Origin of the sequence: Streptomyces sp. NPDC056128, assembly GCF_042263835.1 — a bacterium.
In the GTDB taxonomy this organism is placed as follows: Bacteria; Actinomycetota; Actinomycetes; order Streptomycetales; family Streptomycetaceae; genus Streptomyces.
Genome location: NZ_JBHJVQ010000017.1, coordinates 47,952 through 67,575 on the forward strand (window position 1 = coordinate 47,952; position 19,624 = coordinate 67,575).

Annotated in this window: 18 protein-coding genes; 8 read left to right on the forward strand and 10 right to left on the reverse strand. The window is 73.9% G+C overall.

Annotation, left to right across the window (positions count from 1 at the left end; genetic code table 11):
• Positions 1–25 precede the first annotated feature (25 nt).
• The 6 genes from ACFC1X_RS26590 to ACFC1X_RS26615 form a co-directional block, all read right to left on the reverse strand.
• Positions 26–214: a hypothetical protein gene (locus tag ACFC1X_RS26590; protein ID WP_376357673.1), complete on the reverse strand. Its 189-nt coding sequence runs from the start codon at positions 212–214 to the stop codon at positions 26–28.
• A gap of 2 nt (positions 215–216) precedes the next feature.
• Entirely contained in the window at positions 217–1,470 is a 1,254-nt protein-coding gene (locus tag ACFC1X_RS26595; protein WP_376357676.1) for an MFS transporter, read from the reverse strand.
• Between the two features lie 57 nt (positions 1,471–1,527).
• Positions 1,528–2,997, reverse strand: coding sequence for a CitMHS family transporter (locus tag ACFC1X_RS26600; protein ID WP_376357679.1), 1,470 nt, complete (start codon positions 2,995–2,997; stop codon positions 1,528–1,530).
• 141 nt (positions 2,998–3,138) lie between these two features.
• Complete coding sequence (locus ACFC1X_RS26605; protein WP_376357682.1) at positions 3,139–5,436, reverse strand: molybdopterin-dependent oxidoreductase; 2,298 nt, start codon at positions 5,434–5,436, stop codon at positions 3,139–3,141.
• A gap of 117 nt (positions 5,437–5,553) precedes the next feature.
• Positions 5,554–6,171, reverse strand: coding sequence for a TetR family transcriptional regulator (locus ACFC1X_RS26610; RefSeq protein ID WP_376357685.1), 618 nt, complete (start codon positions 6,169–6,171; stop codon positions 5,554–5,556).
• A 7-nt stretch (positions 6,172–6,178) separates the two neighbouring features.
• The gene (locus ACFC1X_RS26615; RefSeq protein ID WP_376357688.1) at positions 6,179–6,748 is read right to left on the reverse strand and encodes a hypothetical protein; all 570 of its coding nucleotides are present in this window, start codon (positions 6,746–6,748) and stop codon (positions 6,179–6,181) included.
• Positions 6,749–6,939: 191 nt separating this feature from the next.
• Here ACFC1X_RS26615 and hmgA point away from each other — a divergent pair, with 191 nt between their 5' ends.
• From hmgA to ACFC1X_RS26630, 3 genes are read left to right on the forward strand one after another with little or no spacing between them, the layout of a single operon-like run.
• Positions 6,940–8,265 (forward strand): homogentisate 1,2-dioxygenase, encoded by a 1,326-nt coding sequence (hmgA, locus tag ACFC1X_RS26620; protein WP_376357691.1) that lies wholly within the window; start codon positions 6,940–6,942, stop codon positions 8,263–8,265.
• Between the two features lie 26 nt (positions 8,266–8,291).
• On the forward strand, positions 8,292–9,041 hold the full coding sequence (locus ACFC1X_RS26625) for a GntR family transcriptional regulator (protein WP_376357694.1): 750 nt from the start codon (positions 8,292–8,294) through the stop codon (positions 9,039–9,041).
• Positions 9,042–9,063: 22 nt separating this feature from the next.
• On the forward strand, positions 9,064–10,224 hold the full coding sequence (locus tag ACFC1X_RS26630) for a type ISP restriction/modification enzyme (RefSeq protein ID WP_376357697.1): 1,161 nt from the start codon (positions 9,064–9,066) through the stop codon (positions 10,222–10,224).
• Between the two features lie 18 nt (positions 10,225–10,242).
• On the opposite strand, the gene ACFC1X_RS26635 is transcribed toward ACFC1X_RS26630, so the two are convergent.
• Complete coding sequence (locus ACFC1X_RS26635; RefSeq protein WP_376357700.1) at positions 10,243–10,947, reverse strand: TetR/AcrR family transcriptional regulator C-terminal domain-containing protein; 705 nt, start codon at positions 10,945–10,947, stop codon at positions 10,243–10,245.
• Between the two features lie 63 nt (positions 10,948–11,010).
• Here ACFC1X_RS26635 and ACFC1X_RS26640 point away from each other — a divergent pair, with 63 nt between their 5' ends.
• Both ACFC1X_RS26640 and ACFC1X_RS26645 read left to right on the forward strand, forming a co-directional pair.
• Positions 11,011–11,955 carry an ATP-binding cassette domain-containing protein gene (locus ACFC1X_RS26640; RefSeq protein ID WP_376357702.1) on the forward strand — a complete coding sequence of 315 codons (945 nt, stop codon included), beginning with the start codon at positions 11,011–11,013 and terminating at the stop codon, positions 11,953–11,955.
• Positions 11,952–12,770 carry an ABC transporter permease gene (locus ACFC1X_RS26645; RefSeq protein ID WP_376357705.1) on the forward strand — a complete coding sequence of 273 codons (819 nt, stop codon included), beginning with the start codon at positions 11,952–11,954 and terminating at the stop codon, positions 12,768–12,770. The genes ACFC1X_RS26640 and ACFC1X_RS26645 overlap by 4 nt, the downstream gene beginning before the upstream one ends.
• 254 nt (positions 12,771–13,024) lie before the next feature.
• Here the strand turns inward: ACFC1X_RS26645 and ACFC1X_RS26650 are convergent, their stop codons facing one another.
• The 3 genes from ACFC1X_RS26650 to ACFC1X_RS26660 all read right to left on the reverse strand — a co-directional run bounded on the left by ACFC1X_RS26650 (position 13,025) and on the right by ACFC1X_RS26660 (position 14,761).
• Complete coding sequence (locus ACFC1X_RS26650; RefSeq protein WP_064727101.1) at positions 13,025–13,294, reverse strand: hypothetical protein; 270 nt, start codon at positions 13,292–13,294, stop codon at positions 13,025–13,027.
• A gap of 115 nt (positions 13,295–13,409) precedes the next feature.
• On the reverse strand, positions 13,410–14,222 hold the full coding sequence (locus ACFC1X_RS26655) for an anti-sigma factor domain-containing protein (protein ID WP_376357708.1): 813 nt from the start codon (positions 14,220–14,222) through the stop codon (positions 13,410–13,412).
• Complete coding sequence (locus ACFC1X_RS26660; protein ID WP_122617384.1) at positions 14,219–14,761, reverse strand: sigma-70 family RNA polymerase sigma factor; 543 nt, start codon at positions 14,759–14,761, stop codon at positions 14,219–14,221. Before ACFC1X_RS26660 ends, ACFC1X_RS26655 begins: the two co-directional genes overlap by 4 nt.
• 215 nt (positions 14,762–14,976) lie before the next feature.
• Here ACFC1X_RS26660 and ACFC1X_RS26665 point away from each other — a divergent pair, with 215 nt between their 5' ends.
• Genes ACFC1X_RS26665 through ACFC1X_RS26675 form a run of 3 tightly spaced genes read left to right on the forward strand, consistent with a single transcriptional unit; the run spans position 14,977 to position 19,593 of the window.
• Positions 14,977–16,509 (forward strand): DUF4331 domain-containing protein, encoded by a 1,533-nt coding sequence (locus tag ACFC1X_RS26665; RefSeq protein ID WP_376357710.1) that lies wholly within the window; start codon positions 14,977–14,979, stop codon positions 16,507–16,509.
• A 55-nt stretch (positions 16,510–16,564) separates the two neighbouring features.
• Entirely contained in the window at positions 16,565–18,070 is a 1,506-nt protein-coding gene (locus ACFC1X_RS26670; RefSeq protein WP_376357712.1) for a tetratricopeptide repeat protein, read from the forward strand.
• Positions 18,067–19,593: a sulfite exporter TauE/SafE family protein gene (locus ACFC1X_RS26675; RefSeq protein ID WP_376357715.1), complete on the forward strand. Its 1,527-nt coding sequence runs from the start codon at positions 18,067–18,069 to the stop codon at positions 19,591–19,593. The genes ACFC1X_RS26670 and ACFC1X_RS26675 overlap by 4 nt, the downstream gene beginning before the upstream one ends.
• Positions 19,594–19,624 lie beyond the last annotated feature (31 nt).

Below are 19,624 nucleotides of genomic sequence, written 5' to 3' on the forward strand. Positions count from 1 at the left end.
TGAGAAAGCGGACGATCGGGTTCCCTCAGTCGTCCCCGCTGCTGCTCCTGCCCCCGCGCGAACGACGGTTCGACGCGCGCAGCAGTTCGCCCGCCAGCAGGGTCGCCCTGGAGACCCCCCGCGTCCAGCGCGGGCCGCCCCGGGCCGCCCACACGACGCAGACACAGCCGCCTATGACCAGCAGCAGGATCGCGGACAGAAAGACGAGGATCATGCTCACCCCTTCGGTTCCCGACACGGCCGGTCGCGGCCGGCCCGGTCCGTGTCATCCTGCCCGATCGCCGCCCGCCGACGGTCGCCCGCACCCGCCGACGGGGAGCGCAGCGCGACCCCCGAGGAGAGCAGCAGCAGCCCGCCGAGCATCACGAAGGGCGCGGCGACGCCCGCGACGCCCGCGATCAGTCCCGCCGCGGCGGGCGCGGCCACCTGGCCGAGGCGGTTGCCGGTCAGCCGCAGGGCGAGGGCCGTGGAACGGGCCTCGTCGGGGGCGGCCTGGACGACCGTCGTCATGGACAGCGGCTGGCCGACGCCGAGGCAGAAGCCGAGCACGACCAGCATCAGCGCGAGCGCCCACACCGGCACCGGCAGCGCGACCCCGGCGCACAGCAGGGCGGCCAGCAGACAGGTCACCGTGAGCAGCACCGTGCGGCCGAGCAGCCGCAGCAGGGGCGTCAGCACGAGCCGGCAGGCGATGGTGGCCGCCGCACGCAGGCTGAGCAGGACGCCGATCACGGCCGGGGAGATGCCCCGGTGCTCGCCGACCACCGGCAGATAGGCGGTGAGGATGTCGGTCGCGGACAGCACCGACAGGCTGATCAGGATGCCCGCCGGGACACCCCGGGCCCGCAGGATGCTGCCCACGGGGACGCGCGCGCCGCGCTCCTCGCCTGCCCCGGCGGTCCTCGGGTGCTCTATGCGCCACAGGGACGTGAAGGCGACCGCCGCGCCCGCGCCCGCCACCACCAGGGCCAGCGCGCTGCTGCCGGCCATGTCGGGGCCACCGATCAGCGCGCCCGCGGCGATGGGGCCGATCAGCTGGCCGAGCGAGGCGCCGATGGTGAAGTGCCCGAAGTTGCGGTCCTGTTCGTGCGGCGCGGACTGGCGGGCGACCAGCGACTGCGCGCCGATGACGAAGCAGAGGTGGCCGAGGCCCATGACGCCGCTCCACAGGGCCATCGCCCACAGGGAACCGGCGACGCCGCTGAGCGCGCAGCCCCCGGCGATGAGCACCACGCCGACGGGCAGCAGGGGCGCGCAGCGGCCGTGGTCGGTACGGCGGCCGAGCGGGACGGCGGCGAACAGCGGCAGCAGCGCGTACACACCGGCGATGACGCCGACCGCCCGTTCGTCCGCGCCCAGCGCGAGGGCCCGGTAGGAGACGGCGGGCCGCGCCATCGACACCGCCCCCTGCGCGAAGCCGAAGGCGATGACGAGGCGGAGCAGCCAGCCGCGGTTCCCACCGGGCCCCATGATCGTTTCCTTCCTGTACGACTCACCGCGCAGCTGCCGCGGAAGCCGTTCCGATGATCAGATGATGCCGAACAGGATGCCCGCCGCGAGAATCACCAGGCTGGTCAGGACCGCCCACTTCACGACGAACCGCGTGTGGTCGCCGAACTCGACCTTCGCCATGCCGACCAGGACGTACACGGCGGGGACGAGCGGGCTGGACATGTGCAGCGGCTGGCCGACGATCGAGGCGCGGGCGATCTCCAGCGTCGACACGCCGTGCGCCTGCCCGGCCTCGGCGAGCACGGGCAGGACGCCGAAGTAGAAGCCGTCGTTGGACATGAAGTAGGTGAGCGGCAGGCTCAGCAGGCCGGTGACCAGGCCCATGTGCGGGCCCATGCCGTCGGGGATGGTGTCCACGAGCCAGTTGGCCATGTGGTCGACCATGCCGGTGCCGGTGAGGACGCCGGTGAAGACGGCGGCGGCGAAGACCATGCCGGAGACGTTGAGCACGTTGTCGGCGTGGGCGGCGATCCGGGCCTTCTGGTCCGGGATGTGCGGGAAGTTCACGGTGAGCGCGAGCGCGGCGCCGAGCAGGAAGAGCACCGGGATCGGCAGCAGCTCCATGATCATGGAGGTGAGCAGCGCGACCGTGAGGAGCGCGTTGAACCAGTACAGCTTGGGGCGCAGGGTGGGCCGGTTCGGGTCGAGGCCCTTGAAGTCGTCGTCCGACGCCTCGTCCGGTCCGGCGGAGCCGCCGGAGCCGGCGGAACCGGCGGAACCGGCGGAACCGGCGGAACCCTCGGAGCGGTCCGCTCCGCCCGAGCCGCCACGACCGGCACCGGCCTTGGCACCCGCACCCGCGCCCGCACCGACCAGCACCGTCTCGCTCTCCGGCTCCGGCTCGCGCACCAGCGCCTCGTCCAGCGTCAGCGTGCCCACCCGCCGGCGCTCGCGCAGACCGAGCACGTACGACAGGGCGACGACCGCGAGCAGACCGACGGCCAGGGCCGGGATCATCGGGACGAAGATGTCGGTGGCGTCGACCTTGAGCGCGGTGGCGGCACGGGCGGTGGGGCCGCCCCAGGGCAGCGTGTTCATCACGCCGTTGGCCATCGCGGCGACGCCGGTCATCACGACCAGGCTCATCTTCAGCCGCTTGTACAGCGGATACATGGCCGAGACCGTGATCATGAAGGTGGTGGAGCCGTCGCCGTCGAGCGAGACGATGGCGGCGAGCAGCGCCGTACCGACGACGACGCGCATCGGGTCGGCCTTGCAGAACTTCAGGATGGCCCGGACGATCGGGTCGAAGAGCCCGACGTCGATCATCACCCCGAAGTAGACGATCGCGAACATGAGCATCGCCGCGGTGGGGGCGAGGCTGGACACGCCGTCGATGACGTAGTCGCCGAGGTGGGCGCCCTTGCCGACGAACACGCAGAACAGCGCGGGAATCAGCACGAGCGCCGCGATCGGCGACATCTTCTTCATCATGATCAGGACCAGGAAGGTCGCGATCATGGCGAAGCCGAGGATGGTCAGCATGTGTGAGTACCTAACGTTCGCCCTTGAACATTCCACCGGGGGCAGGCGGTGCGAGCGACGTTAGGTGCCGTGAAGTCGCGTTAACAAGACGTTGACATGCGAGCAATAAGCGCAAAACTCCAGGTCAAAGCTTTGCTCAGGTCAGGGGGCGGTCACCGGGGTGAGCTTTACCGGTACGCCGTTGAGGACCGCGTTGCCGGAGAGCGGGTCGAGCAGGCTGCCGTCGAGGAGCTGGTTGACGTTGACGCCGGGCTCGGTGGCGGCGTGGGTCTGGCGGGTGCCGGGGCGGTCGTGGCCCCAGCCGTGCGGGAGGCTGACCACGCCGGGCCGGACGGTGTCGGTGACCTCGGCGGGGACGGTCACCTCTCCCCCGGGTCCCTGGACGCGCACGGGCTGCGCGCTGCGTACGCCGAGCCGTCCGGCGTCGTCGGGGTGGAGGTGCAGGGTGCAGCGGTTGGAGCCGCCGGTGAGGGCCGGGATGTTGTGCATCCAGCTGTTGTTGGACCTGAGGTGGCGGCGGCCGACGAGGACGAGCCCGGCGGGGCGCTCGGCCAGGGCGTGCCGCAGGCGGGGCAGGTCGTCGGCGATCGGCTCCGGCAGCAGCTCCACCTTGCCGCTGCGGGTCTTCAGCGGCTGCGGCAGGCGTGGGCGCAGCGGGCCGAGGTCGATGCCGTGCGGGTGGGCGAGCAGGCGCTCCAGGGTCAGCCCGTCGGGGCGTGCGCCGAAGCCGTCGCCGTAGGGGCCGAGGCGCAGCATCAGGTCGAGCCGTCGCTCGGGGCCCGTCTCACCGGTGAGGTGCGCGGTCAGCTCGCCGGGGTCGCGGCCGTGCACGGGTGAGTGCGGGTCGCGGACGGACCTGCCGAGGGTCTGCTCGATCACCATGGCGTCGACGGCGGCCGGGTCGGCGCCGTGCCTGCCGCTGACGGCCAGGGTCAGCCGGGCCAGGATCTCGGTCTCCGCCATGCGGCCGGGCTCCAGCGGGACGGCGGGGCGGGTGTAGCGGACCTGGTTGCGCACGGCGAGGGTGTTGAAGGCGAAGTCGTGGTGCGGGCTCTGCGCGGGCGGGGGCGGCGGCAGGACGACGTCGGCGTGGCGGGAGGTCTCGTTGAGGTAGGGGTCGACGCTGACCATGAAGTCGAGCGAGTCGAGCGCCTTGTCGAGCCGGTCGCCGTCGGGGGCGGACAGGACGGGGTTGGCGGCGATGGTGATCAGCGCGCGGACCGGCTCGCCGGTGGCGGTGCCGGCGTCGGTGGCGGTGTCGGCGTCGGCGTCGGCGTCGGCGTCGGTGGCCGTGTCGGTGGCGGTGTCGATCTCCTCCGCGAGGGCGGACAGGGGCAGTTCGCCCTTGGCCTCGGGGTGTCCGCTCACCCGGGAGCGCCAGCGGCCGAGCGCGAACCCGTGGCCGGGTCCGGCGGGGCGCGGGGTCCGGTCGGTGGCGGCCTGCGGGAAGAGGGCGCCGCCGGGCCGGTCGAGGTTGCCGGTGAGGATGTTGAGGACGTCCACGAGCCAGCTGGCGAGGGTGCCGTGCGGGACGGTGCAGCTGCCGATGCGGCCGTAGACGGCGCCGGTGCGGGCGGCGGCGAGTTCGCGGGCGAGGGCGCGTGTCACACCGGCGTCCACGTCGCAGGCGGCGGCGACGGCCTCGGGGGTGAAGTCGCGTACGGCGTCCCGGACTTCGTCGGCCCCGATCACGTGCGGGGCGAGGTCGCCGAGGTCGACCAGGTCCTCTTCGTAGAGCACGTGGACCATCGCGGCGAGCAGCAGGGCGTCGGTGCCGGGGCGGATCGCCACGTGCCGGTCGGCGAGTTTCGCGGTGCGGGTGCGGCGCGGGTCGACGACGGTGAGGGTGCCGCCGCGGGCGCGCAGGGCCTTGAGCCGGCCGGGGAAGTCGGGGGCGGTGCACAGACTGCCGTTGGACTCCAGCGGGTTGGCGCCGATCAGCAGGAGGTGGTCGGTGTGGTCGAGGTCGGGTACCGGGATGGCGTTGGCGTCGCCGAAGAGCAGCCCGCTGGAGACGTGCTTGGGCATCTGGTCGACCGTGGAGGCGGTGAAGAGGCTGCGGGTGCCGAGGGCGGCGAGCAGGACGGGCGGGTAGAGGGCGCCGGCCACGGTGTGCACGTTGGGGTTGCCGAGGACCAGGCCGACGGAGTGCGGTCCGTGCCGCTCGGCGACGGTGCGGACCCCGGCGGCGACCGCGTCGAAGGCCTCCTCCCAGGTGGCCTCGCGCAGTTCGCCGTCCCTGCGCACCAGGGGCGTGCGCAGCCGGTCGGGGTCGGAGTCGACGGCCCCGAAGGAGGCGCCCTTGGGGCAGATGAAGCCGTGGCTGAAGACGTCGTCGCGGTCGCCGCGGGCGGCGGTGACCTCGGTGCCGTCGATGGTGAGGGCCAGGCCGCAGGTGGCCTCGCACAGGGGGCAGATACGCAGGGCGGTGCGGGACACGGGTCCTCCCGGAGGGCGGCGTCGCTCTTGCCCGCGAGCATACCGACCGGTAGGCATGTTGGGGAGCCCCTGCGGCTCCCGCGCGAACGGCCGCACGGCGCCGGTGCGGCCGGTGCGTCAGTCCAGCACGCGCCCCAGATACGCCCGGAGCAGCTCCCGCGCCTCCTCGATGATCTTCGCGTCCCCGTCCGGCGCGACCCGGAAGGCGAGCTGGACGAGGGTGTCGGCGGTCTCCACGGCGACGAGGAAGACGCGGCGCAGGTCGTCGTCGGGGCGGCGGCCGAGGTAGCCGGAGAGCAGCTCGGTGAGCCGCTCGGCGACGCGGTGGTTGGGGACGGTGGCCCGGTCGCCGACCGGTATCTGGTTGCCGAAGTCGATCAGGGAGAAGCCGGGGGCGGTCCGCTTCATCGCCAGGTACTCGTCGAGCACCGCGTCCAGGGCGCAGCGCCAGCCGCCGTCGCCGGTCTCCGTGAGCCGTTCGGTCACGCGTTCCGCGTAGCGCTCCAGATTGCGCTGGGCCAGCGCGTCGGCCATCTGCCGCTTGTTGCCGAAGAAGCGGTACACCGACCCGATGGGGACGTCCGCGCGCAGCGCCACGGCCCGGGTGCTCAGGGCGTCGTAGCCCACCTCGTCGAGGAGGTCGGCGCAGGCGTCGAGGATCCTGGTCAGCCGTTCGGCGCTGCGCCGCTGCACGGGGGCGCGGCGGAGCGGGGTCGCGGGGGGCACGGTGCTCATGATGCCCTCACCGTGCCGTCGCGCGGGTGGGAACCGTCCGGCCCTCGATCTCCTCGGGCTCCGTCGCCTCCGTCGGCTCGGCGTCCGACGCCGTGATGTCCGCCGTGCTCTCGACGGGCTCGCCGTCGACGGCCCAGACGGTGTCGTCGTCCGCGTACAGCCGGACGGTGACCTGGTGGGTGCCGCGCGGGACCAGGTCGGCGGTGAGCCGGTACTCCGGGCCGCGCAGGCGGGTGACGAGGTCGCCGTCGAGGAAGAGGTGGGCGACGCCGCGGCCGGGCACCGCCTCGGCCTCGGTGCCGTCCGGCGAGAACCTGAAGCCGCGGACGGTCAGGCGTACGTCCCAGCTGTCGTCGTCCTCGGGCTGCACCTCGATGCCGACCTCGGGGGCCTGTTCGGCGTCCACCTCCCGGTAGCGCCGGCCCTGCTCGTCGGTGGCGTCGAGCAGCCTGCCCGCCGGGGCGGCCGACTCCCCGGCCTCCGGTTCTCCGTCGTCGCCCGAGCCGCAGCCCGCGGATCCGGTCAACAGCAGGACGCAGACCGCGAGCACGGCGAGCACTCCCCGCGTCCACGACATGACGCGAGACTAGAACACGGGTCCGACAGTCCGGATCCCCCGGGGGCCTGGTTCCGGTCATCCTTCAGGAGGACCCGCGCGCCGGACGGGGAAGAACCGGGACGCACCGGGAAGACCCGTACGCCCTCTTGCGCGCGGGAAACCGCAATCCTACGGTGTGCCATAGGAATCGGGTTGCGAGGGAGCGATCAATGAGCGGGGACGCGCGGAAGACCGCGGAGGGGCTGGCCTATCTGTCCGGTTTCGGCAACGAGCACGGCTCGGAGGCGGTCGCGGGCGCACTGCCCGAGGGCCGGAACTCGCCGCAGCGGGCGCCGCTCGGGCTGTACGCGGAGCAGTTGAGCGGCACGGCGTTCACGGAGCCCCGGGCCCACAACCGGCGTTCGTGGCTGTACCGGATCCGCCCCTCGGCCGCCCACCCGGCGTTCACCCGCGCGGGCAACGGCGCGATCCGCACGGCGCCCTTCGCGCAGGCCGTGCCGGACCCGAACCGGCTGCGCTGGAACCCGCTGCCGGAGCCGGCCGCCGGGACGGACTTCGTCGCGGGCCTGTGGACGCTCGGCGGCAACGGCGACGCCACCCAGCGCACCGGCATGGCCGTGCACCTGTACCACGCGACGGCCTCCATGGAGCGCGTGTTCAGTGACTCCGACGGCGAGCTGCTGATCGTCCCGGAGCGCGGCGGCCTGCTGCTGCGCACCGAGTTCGGGATGCTGCACGCCGAGCCGGGCCATGTGGCGCTGATCCCGCGCGGGGTGCGCTTCCGGGTGGAGCTGCTGGACGCCGACGCCCGCGGCTACGTCTGCGAGAACTACGGCGCCCCCTTCCAGCTCCCGGACCTCGGCCCGATCGGCGCCAACGGCCTGGCGAACGCGCGGGACTTCATGGCGCCGGTCGCCGCCTACGAGGACGACGGGGACACGCCGGGCCCGGTGGAGGTGGTCAACAAGTTCTGCGGCAACCTCTGGACGGCCGAGTACGACCACTCCCCGCTGGACGTCGTCGCCTGGCACGGCAACCACGTGCCGTACGTCTACGACCTGCGCCGCTTCAACGTCATCGGCACCATCTCGTACGACCACCCGGACCCGTCCATCTTCACGGTGCTCACCTCCCCGTCGGACACCCCCGGCCTCGCGGGCGTCGACTTCGTGGTCTTCGCGCCGCGCTGGCTGGTGGGCGAGGACACCTTCCGGCCGCCGTACTTCCACCGGAACGTGATGAGCGAGTACATGGGCCTGATCGAGGGCGCCTACGACGCGAAGGCGGAAGGCTTCGTGCCGGGCGGGGGCTCGCTGCACAACATGATGTCGGCGCACGGCCCGGACCGGGAGACCTTCGACCGGGCGAGCGCCGCCGAGCTGAAGCCGCAGCGGATCGACGACGGCCTGGCGTTCATGTTCGAGACGCGCTGGCCGGTGACCCTCACCCCCCAGGCGGCCCGCGCCGAGCACCTGCAACCCGGCTACGACGACGTCTGGCAGGGCCTGGAGCGTCACTTCCGCCCCTTGCACTGAGGTTTCCCTACCGGTACGGATGGCCCGTGACCTCCTTCGCCCCGGACTCCATCGTCCTGAACCGCAAGCTGCCGCTGTGGTACCAGGTGTCGCAGTCGCTGCGCGCCTCGATACTCGGCCGCTCGCCCCGGGACCCGCTGCGGCTGCCCACCGAGGAGCAGTTGGCCGGTCACTACGGGGTGAGCGTGCTGACCATGCGGCAGGCGCTCAAGGAGCTGGAGGACGAGGGGCTGATCACCCGGCACCGCCGGCGCGGCACGTTCATCGAGCCCGACGCCCGGCGGGGCGCCCCGGTGCGGCTGCTGGGCTCGGTGGACGCGATCGTGGCGCAGCAGTCCGGCATGAAGGCCGAACTGCTGGGCCACGGCACGGTGCCGGTGCCGCCCGAGGTCGCCGAGTACTTCCCCGAGTGCGTGGAGGTGGGGACGTACCACCGGCTGCGCTGCGACGAGACGACGGGCGAGCCCACCAACCACGCCCGCAACTACGTCCGTCCCGAGCTGGCCGCCCGCATCGACGTGGACGACCTCGCCCGATGGCCGATGACCAAGGTGCTGCGGGACGTGGTGGGGATGGACATCAGCCGGATCACGGACACCGTGGAGGCCCGGCTCGCGGACCCGGAGACGGCCCGGCTGCTCGAAGTCCCGCTGCTCAGCCCGATCCTGCACTACACGGGCGTCACCTACGACACCGCGGGCCGGGTGCTGGACGTGGCGGTCATCCACTACCGGGGCGACCGGTTCTCCTTCACGGTCACCCTGGACGCCACATGAGGCCGCGCCCTCCCGTCGTACGATGCCGGGCGTGACGCACGACGACGCTCCGCCGCTGGCGGACCTCATGCCGTGGTCCGTCGCACCGCCACGGCTCGGCCGGGGGTGGCCGACGGCGCCCGACGCGGCGTCCCTGAAGGCCCGCTGGGACGCGCTGGTGAAGGCCGAGGGAGCCGACCGCGAGGCCCTGTTCGAGCCGACCCGCTCCCGCACCCCGCACACGGCGGTCGGGCGGCTGCCCGGCGGCGCCGGGGGCACCGAGCGGCTGGCGCGCGCCTCGGGGCCGTGCCCGGAGCCGCTGCGGGTGCTGCGCGCGCCCTTCGACGAGCAGTGGCTGATTCCCGACCACCGGCTGATCGACGCGGCCCGCCCGGAGCTGTGGCGGGTGGCGGACGAGCGACAGGTGTTCGTCGTGGCGGTGCCCGAGGCCACCGGCCCGCCGCTGCTGCTCGCCGGCTCCCGGCTGCCGTTGTTCGGCCCCGCCCGGATCCGTCCGCTGTACCGCAGGCCCGGCGGCGCCGAGCCCAACCTGGCCCCTGGCCTCCTGGACCACCTCGCCGCCCGGCTCGGGCGGCCGGTCGCGCCGCTGGACGTGCTGGCCTGGTCCGTCGCGGCCGTGCGGCCCGGCGGGACGGTCCCGTTCACCGCGGACCCCGAGCTGTGGGAGCACGGCGTCGACCTGGGGCGGCGCGCGCTGAGGCTGATGCTGCGCGACGGCGAGCGCCCCAAGCTCCCCGGCGGCCGCCGCCCGTACGTCCGCGCCCCGCTGCCCGCGCGCCCGCTGACCCTGCGCTACGACCCGGACGACGAGGTCCTGCACCTGGACGAGGGCCGCGTCTCCCCCGTGCCGCCCGGCGCCTGGGAGTTCGAGGTGGGCGGGGTCCGGGTGCTGGAGCAGTGGTTCGCGGCCCGCACCGCCGAGGGCGAGCCGGGCACGCTGGCGGCGATCCGCCCGGCCACCTGGCCGCAGCCCTGGACGTCCGAGCTGCTGGAGCTGATCACGGTCCTCGCGCTCCTCGCCGACGTGCGCTCCGGGTACGCGGAGTTGACGGTGACGGCGGAGATCACCGCGGCGGAGCTGCGCGAGGCGGGCGTGCTGCCGGTGCCCCCGACGGCCCGCCGGCCGGCCTCCGTGCTGGACGGCCCGGAGGAAGGGCCGGAGGGACAGCTGGCGCTGCTGTAGGAGCCCCGGCCCCGGTGCTCAGGTAAAGCCGTCCAGCACCCTGGTCAGCGCCCGCTCGAAGACCGCCTCCAGGTCGATCGGACCGGCGTCCTCGGCGAAGCTCGCGGCCAGCCGCGGATAGGCGCCGCTCACGAGCTGCTTGCCCAGGTAGGCGATGCGCGTCGCGTCCTCCTGCTCCTGGGACCAGGGCAGCGACCGGGTGCGCTCCACGGTGGAGATCTCGTTGGTGACGTAGGTCGTCACGACGCCGTTCACCATCGCGACCAGCTCCATCTTGGTGCCCGGGGGCGCGTCGAAGGGGTCGAGGCAGGCCAGGCAGTGCTCCAGGTAGCGCAGGGCGTTGGGGCTGAAGCCGTAGACCGGGGACATCAGGCGGGGCAGCCAGGTGTGGCGGTGCATCAGCGCGCGGGTCTGGTGGGCCACCCGGATCATGTCGGCACGCCAGTCGCCGCTCGGTTCCCACAGCTCGTGCTCGCCGCTGACCGCGTCCATCATCAGCTCGTACAGGTCCTCCTTGCGGGGGACGTAGTTGTAGAGCGACATCGTGCCGCAGCCCAGCGCGGCGGCGACGTGCCGCATCGAGACCGCGTCCAGCCCCTCGGCGTCGGCGATCCGCACCGCGGCGGCGGCGATGTCGGCACGGGTGTAGGCCGGTCTCGGCCCCCTGCCGGTGCGCTCGGGGCGCGACCAGATCACTTCGGGTACGGCCGCTCGGCCCGCCATCGTTCATCACCTCGGCCACCATCCTAGTTACGTACAGCGTACGTAGTGCGCTATGGTCACCCCATGACTACTACGTACGCTGTACTTAGTGAGGGTCTGGAGAAACGCTTCGGCGAGGTGCGCGCGCTCCGCGGCCTGGATCTCGCGGTGGCCGAGGGCACGGTGTGCGGACTGCTCGGACCGAACGGGGCGGGCAAGACCACGGCGGTGCGGCTGCTGACGACGCTGCTGCGGCCGGACGCCGGGTCGGCCCGGATCGCCGGGCACGACCTGGTCCGCGAGGCGGCCGCGGTGCGGCGCCGGATCGGGGTCACCGGGCAGTACGCGTCGGTGGACGGGGACCTCACCGCGCGCCAGAACCTGCGGCTCTTCGCCCGCCTGCACCGGGTGCGGGACGCGGCGGCGCGGACCGGTGAGCTGCTCGACCGCTTCGGCCTGACCGAGGCCGCCGACCGGCCCGCGTCCACCCTGTCCGGGGGCATGCGGCGCCGTCTCGACCTGGCGGCGAGTCTCGTCCGGCGCCCCGACGTGCTCTTCCTGGACGAGCCGACGACCGGCCTGGACCCGGCCAGCCGCAACCGGATCTGGGACGCCGTGCGCGCCCTGAAGGAGGACGGCACGACCGTGCTGCTCACCACCCAGTACCTGGAGGAGGCCGACCGCCTCGCCGACGACATCGCCCTGGTGGACCGGGGCCGGGTCGCGCACACGGGGTCGCCGGCCGCACTCAAGGCACTGGTGGGGGCGTACGCCGAGGCCGTCGTCGCCGACGCGGACGCCATGGTGCGGGCGGCGGGCGTCCTGGACCGCCTCACGGGAACCGAACCCGCGCTGGACCACGACCGGCGCACCGTAGGCGCGGTCACCACGGACCCGACGCTGACCCTGCCGCGCCTGGTGCGCGAACTCGACGCGGCCGGAGTGCCGCTGGTGGACGCGAGCCTGCGGCCGCCGACCCTCGACGACGTCTTCCTCCGCCTGACCGACAACAGGGAGCTGGTGGCATGAGCACGGTGACGACAAGGCCGGGCCGACCGGGGCCGTACGGTCTGGTGTACGACGGATCGGCCATGCTGGGCCGCCAGCTGCAACGGCTCCGGAACAACCCGGGCCTGCTGATCCTCACCCAGACGATGCCGATCACGATGCTGCTGTTCTTCGGCTACGTCTTCGGCAGCGCGCTGGCGATGCCGGGCGAGGAGTACCGCTCCTTCCTGGTGCCGGGCCTGCTGGTCGCGACGGCCGCGAACGGGATCATGACCGGTATGTTCCAGGCGGCCCAGGACACCCACCGGGGGGTGACGGACCGCCTGCGCACCCTGCCGGTGAGCCGGGCCGCCGTGCCGCTCGGGCAGTCGGTGGCGGATGTGCTCGTCACGGCGGCGGGGACGGTGCCGCTGCTGCTGGTGGGTCTCGCGGTGGGGTGGCGGATCGAGGGCGGCGCGCTGGGCGCGGCCGGAGCGGTGGGGCTGTTGCTGCTGTTCCGGTTCGCGACGACGTGGATCGGGATCTTCCTGGGGCTGCTCACCCGGAATGAGGAGGCCGCCGGTCAACTGGGCGGCGCGACCTTCATCCTGCCGTTGCTCTCCAACGCGTACATCCCGACCGACGGTCTGCCCGGCTGGCTGCGCACGGTGGCCGAGTGGAATCCGATCAGCGCGGTGACGACGGCGCTGCGTGACCTGTTCGGCAACGCGCCCGTGCCGGAGGGGGCGGCCTGGCCGGTGGCGCATCCCGTGGCCGGATCGCTGGCCTGCTGCGCGCTGCTGCTGGCGGTGTTCGCCCCGCTCGCCGTACGCCGGTACGCGCGCGGCGAGCGCTGAGCGCGCCGGCGGGCGCCACCGCCGGGCGGGAGGCGGCGGGCCGAGGGCCAGGGACCTGACGGGTCTACGGGTCTACGGGTCTACGGGTCTACGGGTCTACGGGTCTACGGGTCTACGGGTCTACGGGTCTACGGGACAGGCGTACGGGAAGCACCCGCGCTCGGGAACACACCGGGGCGCCGCTGCGTGCCGTGGGGATGACGGACGAGTGCGCGGCGCCGCGCCGGGGCGGTGTGACCTCCGGAGCGCGGGCCTCAGTTGCCGCCGAACAGCGAGCGCCGCAGTCGGCGCAGTGGCGCGAACAGCGAGACCCGGCGCACCCTGGCGCCCCTGCTGCTGCGCTTGTGCGCGGGCTCACGCGCGGTCAGCTCACGCATCAGCGACGTCGCCTCCACGGTCTCCCGCTGTGGGAGGGCAGGCCCTCCGAGCACCGCGAGATGCCGGTCGAGACGCGAGCTGCTCGCGCTGCTCTTGCAGGTGATCGCAGGCACCCTTGCCCTGCTGCGCACTGTTATCTGTTCCATGTCACTCCCCACCCGTACGAGTCCACCCGGCCCGGGCAGGGTAACCCTATCGCCCCGGTACGGGATGCGTGTATCGCGGTCACAGGATTCACCTTCCCCGTAAGGGGGTTGACGATTACTCTCCGAATCCGACAGATTCCAGGGTGAGTTGGACAACGGGGCTGCTCGTCGGCCGGACCGACCCCCCTCCGGGCTCGACGGTCACCGCGAGTGACGTCGCTGACCGGTTCAGACCGGACGCGATCAGGGGCGTGTCGCCGTCCAGAAGCCCGAGGGAGCGCGGCCCGGCGCCGGGGCGCATGAGCCACAGTTGGTGCACGCGGTCGCCCGGCGGCTCGCCGTATCCGCTCAGGGTGACCACCGCACGCCCCTCGGCGGCGGAGGCGACCACTCCGATGCCGCGGCCGCGATCGTCCCTGTCGCTCGTCGCGCGGGCGTCCGGAGCCGCGAGAACGTGGGCGATCTCACGTGCCCGGTCCCGCGCCGTGTCCAACTCGTCCCGGGTCCGGTCGGCCTGCACGGCGAAGAGCGAGGCGACCACGAGCGCCGCGGCGGCCGTCACCGTGGCGAACGGCACCAGCAGGGGACGCGGCCGGACCGCGCGGGACCGCTCCGGCGTCCGCCGCCCCTCCCACACATGGGCGGGCAGCCGGAGCGCGGGGCCGCGTCCGGCCGCGGTCTCCTGCGGGGTGGTGCGTACGGCGGCCAGGACCCGTTCGCGCAGGGCGGCCGGTGCCGGGGCGGCCGTGGACCAGGCCAGCCGGACGGCGTCCTCGGACAGGGCCCGCACCTCGGCGGCGCAGTGGCCGCAGCCCTCCAAGTGCCGTTCGAAGCGGACCCGTTCGGCGCCCTCCAGGGCGTCCAGGGCGTAGGGGGCGGCGAGGGAGTGCAGGTCGCCGCGGCGGGACAGCCGGCCGAGGAGGCTCATGCGGTACCTCCGAGGCAGTCGCGCAGGCGGCCCAGTCCGTCCCGCATCCGCGTCTTCACCGTGCCCAGCGGCAGGGAGAGGCGTTCGGCCACCTCCCGGTAGGTGTAGCCGTCGTAGTAGGCGAGGGTGACCGACTGGCGTTGCAGGGCGGTCAGCCGGTCCAGGCAGCGGCGCACCCACTCGCGTTCGAGACCCGCCTCGACCTCCTCGGAGACCTGGTCGAAGGCGGGGTGGTGGGCGCGCCGGGCCTCGCGCCGCTCGCGTTCGCCGGCCGCGCGGGCGCTGCGCACCCGGTCGACGGCGCGGCGGTGGGCGACGGTGAGGATCCACGACAGGGCGCTGCCGCGACGCGGGTCGAACCGCGCCGCGGACCGCCAGAGTTCGAGCAGCACCTCCTGCGCCACCTCCTCCGACTGCGCGGGGTCGCGCACCACCCGCCGTACGAGTCCGAAGACCGGGCCCGAGACCAGCCCGTACAGCTCCTCGAATGCCTTCTGGTCGCCGTCCGCCACGAGCGTCAGCAGCTCGTCCGCCTCCACCCCGTCCCCCTCTCCGCGGGCCGCTCCGGGCCCGTCCGCGTCAGCGAGGGCGCGCACGGCGGCACGCCCTTCGCAGGGGTTACGGATCGGCGGCCCGAAATCGCCAGTCGGCCGGGGACGGAATCGGATCCGGGGCCGCACCAATCCGGCCCCGGGGGCGCTCCGAATGCCGGTGCGTCAGGTAACTCGGAACTCGGGCACAGAGGACGGACCGCATGACACCTTTCTCCGGTATCTCCGGAATCGACACGGGTCGCCGGCGCTTGGCCACGCTGGTCTGTGGCGCGCTGGCCGCCGGGGGGCTCACCGCGGCCGGCGTGACCGCGCTGGAACCGCGGGCGGCGTACGCCTCCAGCCACCGGGAGGCGCCGTTGATATCGGGGACCCCGCAGTACGACAACACGGATCTGTACGCCTTCGTCAGCCCGGACCGGCCGGACACCACGACGCTCGTCGCGAACTGGATCCCGTTCGAGGAACCGGCCGGCGGGCCGAACTTCTTCACCTTCGCCGAGGACGCCCAGTACGACCTGCACGTCGACAACGACGGCGACGCGCTCGGCGACCTGCTGTTCCGGTACACGTTCACCACGCACACGAAGAACGACAAGTCGTTCCTCTACAACACGGGCACCGTCACCAGCCTCGACGACCCCGACCTCAACATCACGCAGACCTACGACATCGAGCTGATCAAGCTGCACGGCGGGAAGGAAGCGTCCCGGACGACGATCGCGCACGAGGTGCCGGTGGCGCCGTCGAACGTCGGCAAGGCGTCGATGCCGGACTACGGCGCCCTGCGCGACCAGGCCGTCCACGAACTGGACGACGGGACGAAGACGTTCGCCGGTCAGGCCGACGACCCCTTCTTCCTGGACCTGCGGGTCTTCGACCTGCTGTACGGCGGGAACCTGTCGGAGGTCGGCAACGACACCCTCAAGGGCTACAACGTCAACTCGATCGCCCTCCAGATCCCGACCGACATGATCGTGGAGTCGGCGGAGCAGCCGGTGGTCGGCATCTGGTCGACGACCCGGCGCGAGAACGCCCAGGGCGAGTTCACGCAGGTGTCCCGGCTCGGGAACCCCCTGGTGAACGAGGTGGTCAATCCGCTGAAGGACAAGGACACCTTCAACGCGTCCGCGCCGGCGGACGACGCCCAGTTCCTCCAGAACGTCACCAACCCCGAACTGCCGAAGCTCATCGAGGCGATCTACGACATCAAGGCACCGGCCGAGCCCCGCGACGACCTCGTGGACGTGTTCCTCAAGGGCGTGCCGGACCTCAACCAGCCGCCCCACGTCACGCCCTCGGAGCAACTGCGCCTCAACACCTCGGTCGAACCGGCCGCCGAGCCCAAGCGCCTCGGTGTCCTCGACGGCGACAACGCGGGCTTCCCCAACGGACGCCGACTGACCGACGACGTGATCGACGCCGCGCTCCAGGTCGTCGAGGGCGAACTGGTGGGTGCCGCGAACGACCTGGGCGACGCGGTCGACGCCAACGACAAGGAGTTCGAGGCCGCCTTCCCGTACGTGGCCAACCCGACGGAGGGTTCGCGCGGTCCGCTCGCCGACGGCACGGGCGGCGGCAACGACGTGCGCAACCAGCTGGGTGACGCGCTGCGCCCGGCGGGCTCCGGCGACACGACCCTCATCGCCGCCTCGGCGGGGGCCGGAGCCGTCGGCATCCTGCTGATCGGCGGCGCGGTGGCGTGGTGGCGCCGCATGCGCGGGCGGGCGTACTGACCGGCCGCACCGCTGCTCGCACCCTTCACGCAGACCGCCCGACCTGAGGAGAGGCATGTCCTCGCACGGCAACGACAACGAGGCACGGAGCGAGCCACCCGACCCGGCCGCCACCGCCCCACCCCCGCCCGACACCGACGCCGTCGCCGCCGCGACCCCCGGCCCCGGTGACGCACCGCCCGGTGCCGGAAGGGACGTGGCGCGGGTCGTCGCCGTGCGGCGGTTCGCGGCGGCGGCGCGACGCTGGCGGGGACTCCAGGTCACCGGGTGCGCCGTCCTGCTGGCCGTGGCCCTCAGCGCGGGGGCCGTCGCGGTCGGCGGCGCCCGGGAGGGGGCCGGCGTCGTGCCGGGCGGCGCACCCACGGGCCGGCCGGGAGCGGTGCGCGACGCCGGGCCCGACGTGGGGATTCCCGCGCTGGAGGCCCGGCTCCGGGCCCAGCCCCGCGACTTCGAGGGCTGGGCGGCCCTCGGGCTGGCCCACGTCGAGCTGGCCCGCACCGACGGCGACCCCTCCCGCTATCCGAGGGCCGAGCGGGCGCTGAAGCGGTCCCTGGAGCTGAAGCCGGGCAACGACCTGGCACTGTCGGGCCGCGCCGCGCTCGCCGCCGCCCGGCACGACTTCGCCACGGCCCTGACGTACGCCGACCGCGCGCTGGCGGCGAACCCCTACAACGAGCGGGCCCTGTGCTCCCGTGTCGACGCCCTCGTCGAGCTGGGCCGCTACGACGACGCGGCCCGGGCCGCCGACACCGCCGACACCCGGCGCCCCGGCGTCCCCGTCTTCACCCGGTACGCGTACGTCCGCGAACTGCGCGGCGAGACGGACACCGCGCGGAAGGTGCTGGAGCGGGCGCTCGCCGCTGCCTCCTCCCCCGCCGACGTGGCCTACGTCGCCACGCAGTTGGGCCACCTCGCCCGCAGGCAGGGCGACCAGCCGGCCGCCCTGCGCCACTACGCCCGAGCCCTCGCCGCCGACGACACGTACCTGCCCGCCCTGGAGGGCCGGGCCAGGGCCAGGGCCGCGAGCGGCGACCGGGACGGCGCGGTCGGGGACCTGGAGCGCGTGGTCGCCCGCGCCCCGCTGCCCGGTCCGCTCGTCGCGCTCGGCGAGCTGTACGAGGTGCGCGGCGAGCCGGCGAAGGCGCGCGAGCAGTACGCTCTCGTCGACGCGTGGACGGCGCTCGCCCGGGCCGGCGGTGTCGAAGCCGACCTGGACACCGCCCTCGCCGCCGCCGACCACGGCGACCGGAAGGCAGCCCTGCGCGCGGCCCTCGCCGAGTGGGACCGCCGCCGCACCGTGCATACCGCCGACGCGCTCGCCTGGGCGCTGCACGTCAACGGCCGTGACCGGGAGGCACTGCCGTACGCCCGTCGGGCCGTCGCCACGGGGTACCGCGACGCCGCGTTCCTCTACCACCTGGGCGTGATCGAGCGCGCCGTGGGACGGCACGGGGACGCGCGCCGCCATCTCTCCGCGGCGCTCGGCCTCGACCCGGGCTTCTCGCCGCTCGGCGCCCGCGAGGCGCGCAGGGCGCTGAAGGAACTGGAGGCGGCCCGTTGACGCCCCGCGGTCTCCTCGCGCGCGGCGCCGCCGCCCTCACCGCCGCGTGCGCCCTGGTCCTCCTCGCCCCGGCGGGCGCGAGCGCGCATCCGCTCGGCAACTTCACCGTCAACCGCTACGACGGTCTGATCGCCGCCCCCGGTCAACTGCGCGTCGACCACGTCGAGGACCTCGCCGAGATCCCGGCGACCCAGGCGGGCCCCGAGGTCGAGCGGCTCGGCCCGGCCGAGTGGGCCCGGCGGCGCTGCGAGCGGGCGGCGCTCGACAGCCGGCTCACCGTGGACGGCCGCGGCGTCGCCCTCACCGCCCGGCACAGCGGCGTGCGCGTGCGGCCGGGGCAGGCCGGGCTCGACACGCTGCGGCTGGAGTGCCGGTTCACGGCACCGCTGCCCGAGTCCGGTCCGGTGAGCGTCGGCTTCCGTGCGGCCGGCGCCTCGGCGGGCCCCGGCTGGCGGGAGATCACCGCGCGCGGCGACCGTACGACGCTCACCGCGTCGGACGTGCCGGAGGAGTCGGCTTCACGCGAACTGACCCGCTATCCGCGGGAGTCGCTGTCCTCCCCGGCCGACACGGCGAGCGCGTCGCTGCGGGTCCGGCCCGGCGGTCCCGCCCTGGACCGGGACCGGCAGGACGCCCCCGCCGCCTCCGTCCTGCCCCGCGGCGCGGACCGCTGGACCCGCGCGCTGGACTCCCTGGTCGCCCGCCAGCACCTCACCCTCGGCTTCGCCGCCCTCGCCCTGGTCGTCGCGGTCGCCCTCGGCGCGGGGCACGCGCTCGCACCGGGCCACGGCAAGACCCTGATGGCGGCGACGGCGGCCGCCCGGGGCGGCGGGGCCCGGCTGAAGGACGTCCTCCCCATGGCGGCCTCGGTGACGGTCACCCACACCCTGGGCGTGGTCGTCCTCGGCCTCCTGGTCACCGCGGGTTCCGCGGCCACGCCGTCGGTCGTCGCGTGGCTCGGTGTCTCCGGCGGCGTCCTGGTCACGCTGGCGGGCGCGAGCCTCGTACGCCGCGCCCTGCGCAACCGGGCGCACGGCCGTACGCACGCGCACGGTCACCATCACGACCACGACCACGGACACAGTCACAGTCATGACCACGGCCACGGGCATGGGCACGGCCACGGGCACCATCACCCTCACGAACACGGACCGCACACCCACACCCACCCCGTCTCCCCCACCCTGCGCGGCACGATTCTCCTGGGCTTCGCGGGCGGGCTCGTGCCCAGTCCGTCCGCCGTGGTGGTGCTCGTGGGCGCCGCGGCCGTCGGCCACGCCTGGTTCGGACTGCTGCTCGTGGTCGCGTACGGCCTCGGGCTCGCCCTCACCCTCACCGCCGCCGGGGTCGCGGTCGTCCGGTTCGGCGGTGGCGTGAGTCGGCTGCTGACGCGGCGCCCCCGGTGGACGTCCGGCCGGCTGGCGGGCATGGTGCGCCGGGCCACCCCGCTCGGATCGGCGTGCGTGGTGGTGGTCCTCGGGGCCGGATTGGTGTTCAGGGGGGCGGCATCCGCACTCGGCTGAGCTACTTTGGGAAGAACGCGGCGGACAGCCG

What these genes read in the sequence shown, in the direction of transcription:
- ACFC1X_RS26590 (WP_376357673.1), bottom strand. Translation starts at nt 214, where the DNA reads ATGATCCTCGTCTTTCTGTCCGCGATCCTGCTGCTGGTCATAGGCGGC.
- ACFC1X_RS26595 (WP_376357676.1), bottom strand. Translation starts at nt 1,470, where the DNA reads ATGGGGCCCGGTGGGAACCGCGGCTGGCTGCTCCGCCTCGTCATCGCC.
- ACFC1X_RS26600 (WP_376357679.1), bottom strand. Translation starts at nt 2,997, where the DNA reads ATGCTGACCATCCTCGGCTTCGCCATGATCGCGACCTTCCTGGTCCTG.
- ACFC1X_RS26610 (WP_376357685.1), bottom strand. Translation starts at nt 6,171, where the DNA reads ATGAGCACCGTGCCCCCCGCGACCCCGCTCCGCCGCGCCCCCGTGCAG.
- ACFC1X_RS26615 (WP_376357688.1), bottom strand. Translation starts at nt 6,748, where the DNA reads ATGTCGTGGACGCGGGGAGTGCTCGCCGTGCTCGCGGTCTGCGTCCTG.
- hmgA (WP_376357691.1), top strand. Translation starts at nt 6,940, where the DNA reads ATGAGCGGGGACGCGCGGAAGACCGCGGAGGGGCTGGCCTATCTGTCC.
- ACFC1X_RS26630 (WP_376357697.1), top strand. Translation starts at nt 9,064, where the DNA reads ATGCCGGGCGTGACGCACGACGACGCTCCGCCGCTGGCGGACCTCATG.
- ACFC1X_RS26635 (WP_376357700.1), bottom strand. Translation starts at nt 10,947, where the DNA reads ATGGCGGGCCGAGCGGCCGTACCCGAAGTGATCTGGTCGCGCCCCGAG.
- ACFC1X_RS26640 (WP_376357702.1), top strand. Translation starts at nt 11,011, where the DNA reads ATGACTACTACGTACGCTGTACTTAGTGAGGGTCTGGAGAAACGCTTC.
- ACFC1X_RS26645 (WP_376357705.1), top strand. Translation starts at nt 11,952, where the DNA reads ATGAGCACGGTGACGACAAGGCCGGGCCGACCGGGGCCGTACGGTCTG.
- ACFC1X_RS26650 (WP_064727101.1), bottom strand. Translation starts at nt 13,294, where the DNA reads ATGGAACAGATAACAGTGCGCAGCAGGGCAAGGGTGCCTGCGATCACC.
- ACFC1X_RS26655 (WP_376357708.1), bottom strand. Translation starts at nt 14,222, where the DNA reads ATGAGCCTCCTCGGCCGGCTGTCCCGCCGCGGCGACCTGCACTCCCTC.
- ACFC1X_RS26665 (WP_376357710.1), top strand. Translation starts at nt 14,977, where the DNA reads ATGACACCTTTCTCCGGTATCTCCGGAATCGACACGGGTCGCCGGCGC.
- ACFC1X_RS26670 (WP_376357712.1), top strand. Translation starts at nt 16,565, where the DNA reads ATGTCCTCGCACGGCAACGACAACGAGGCACGGAGCGAGCCACCCGAC.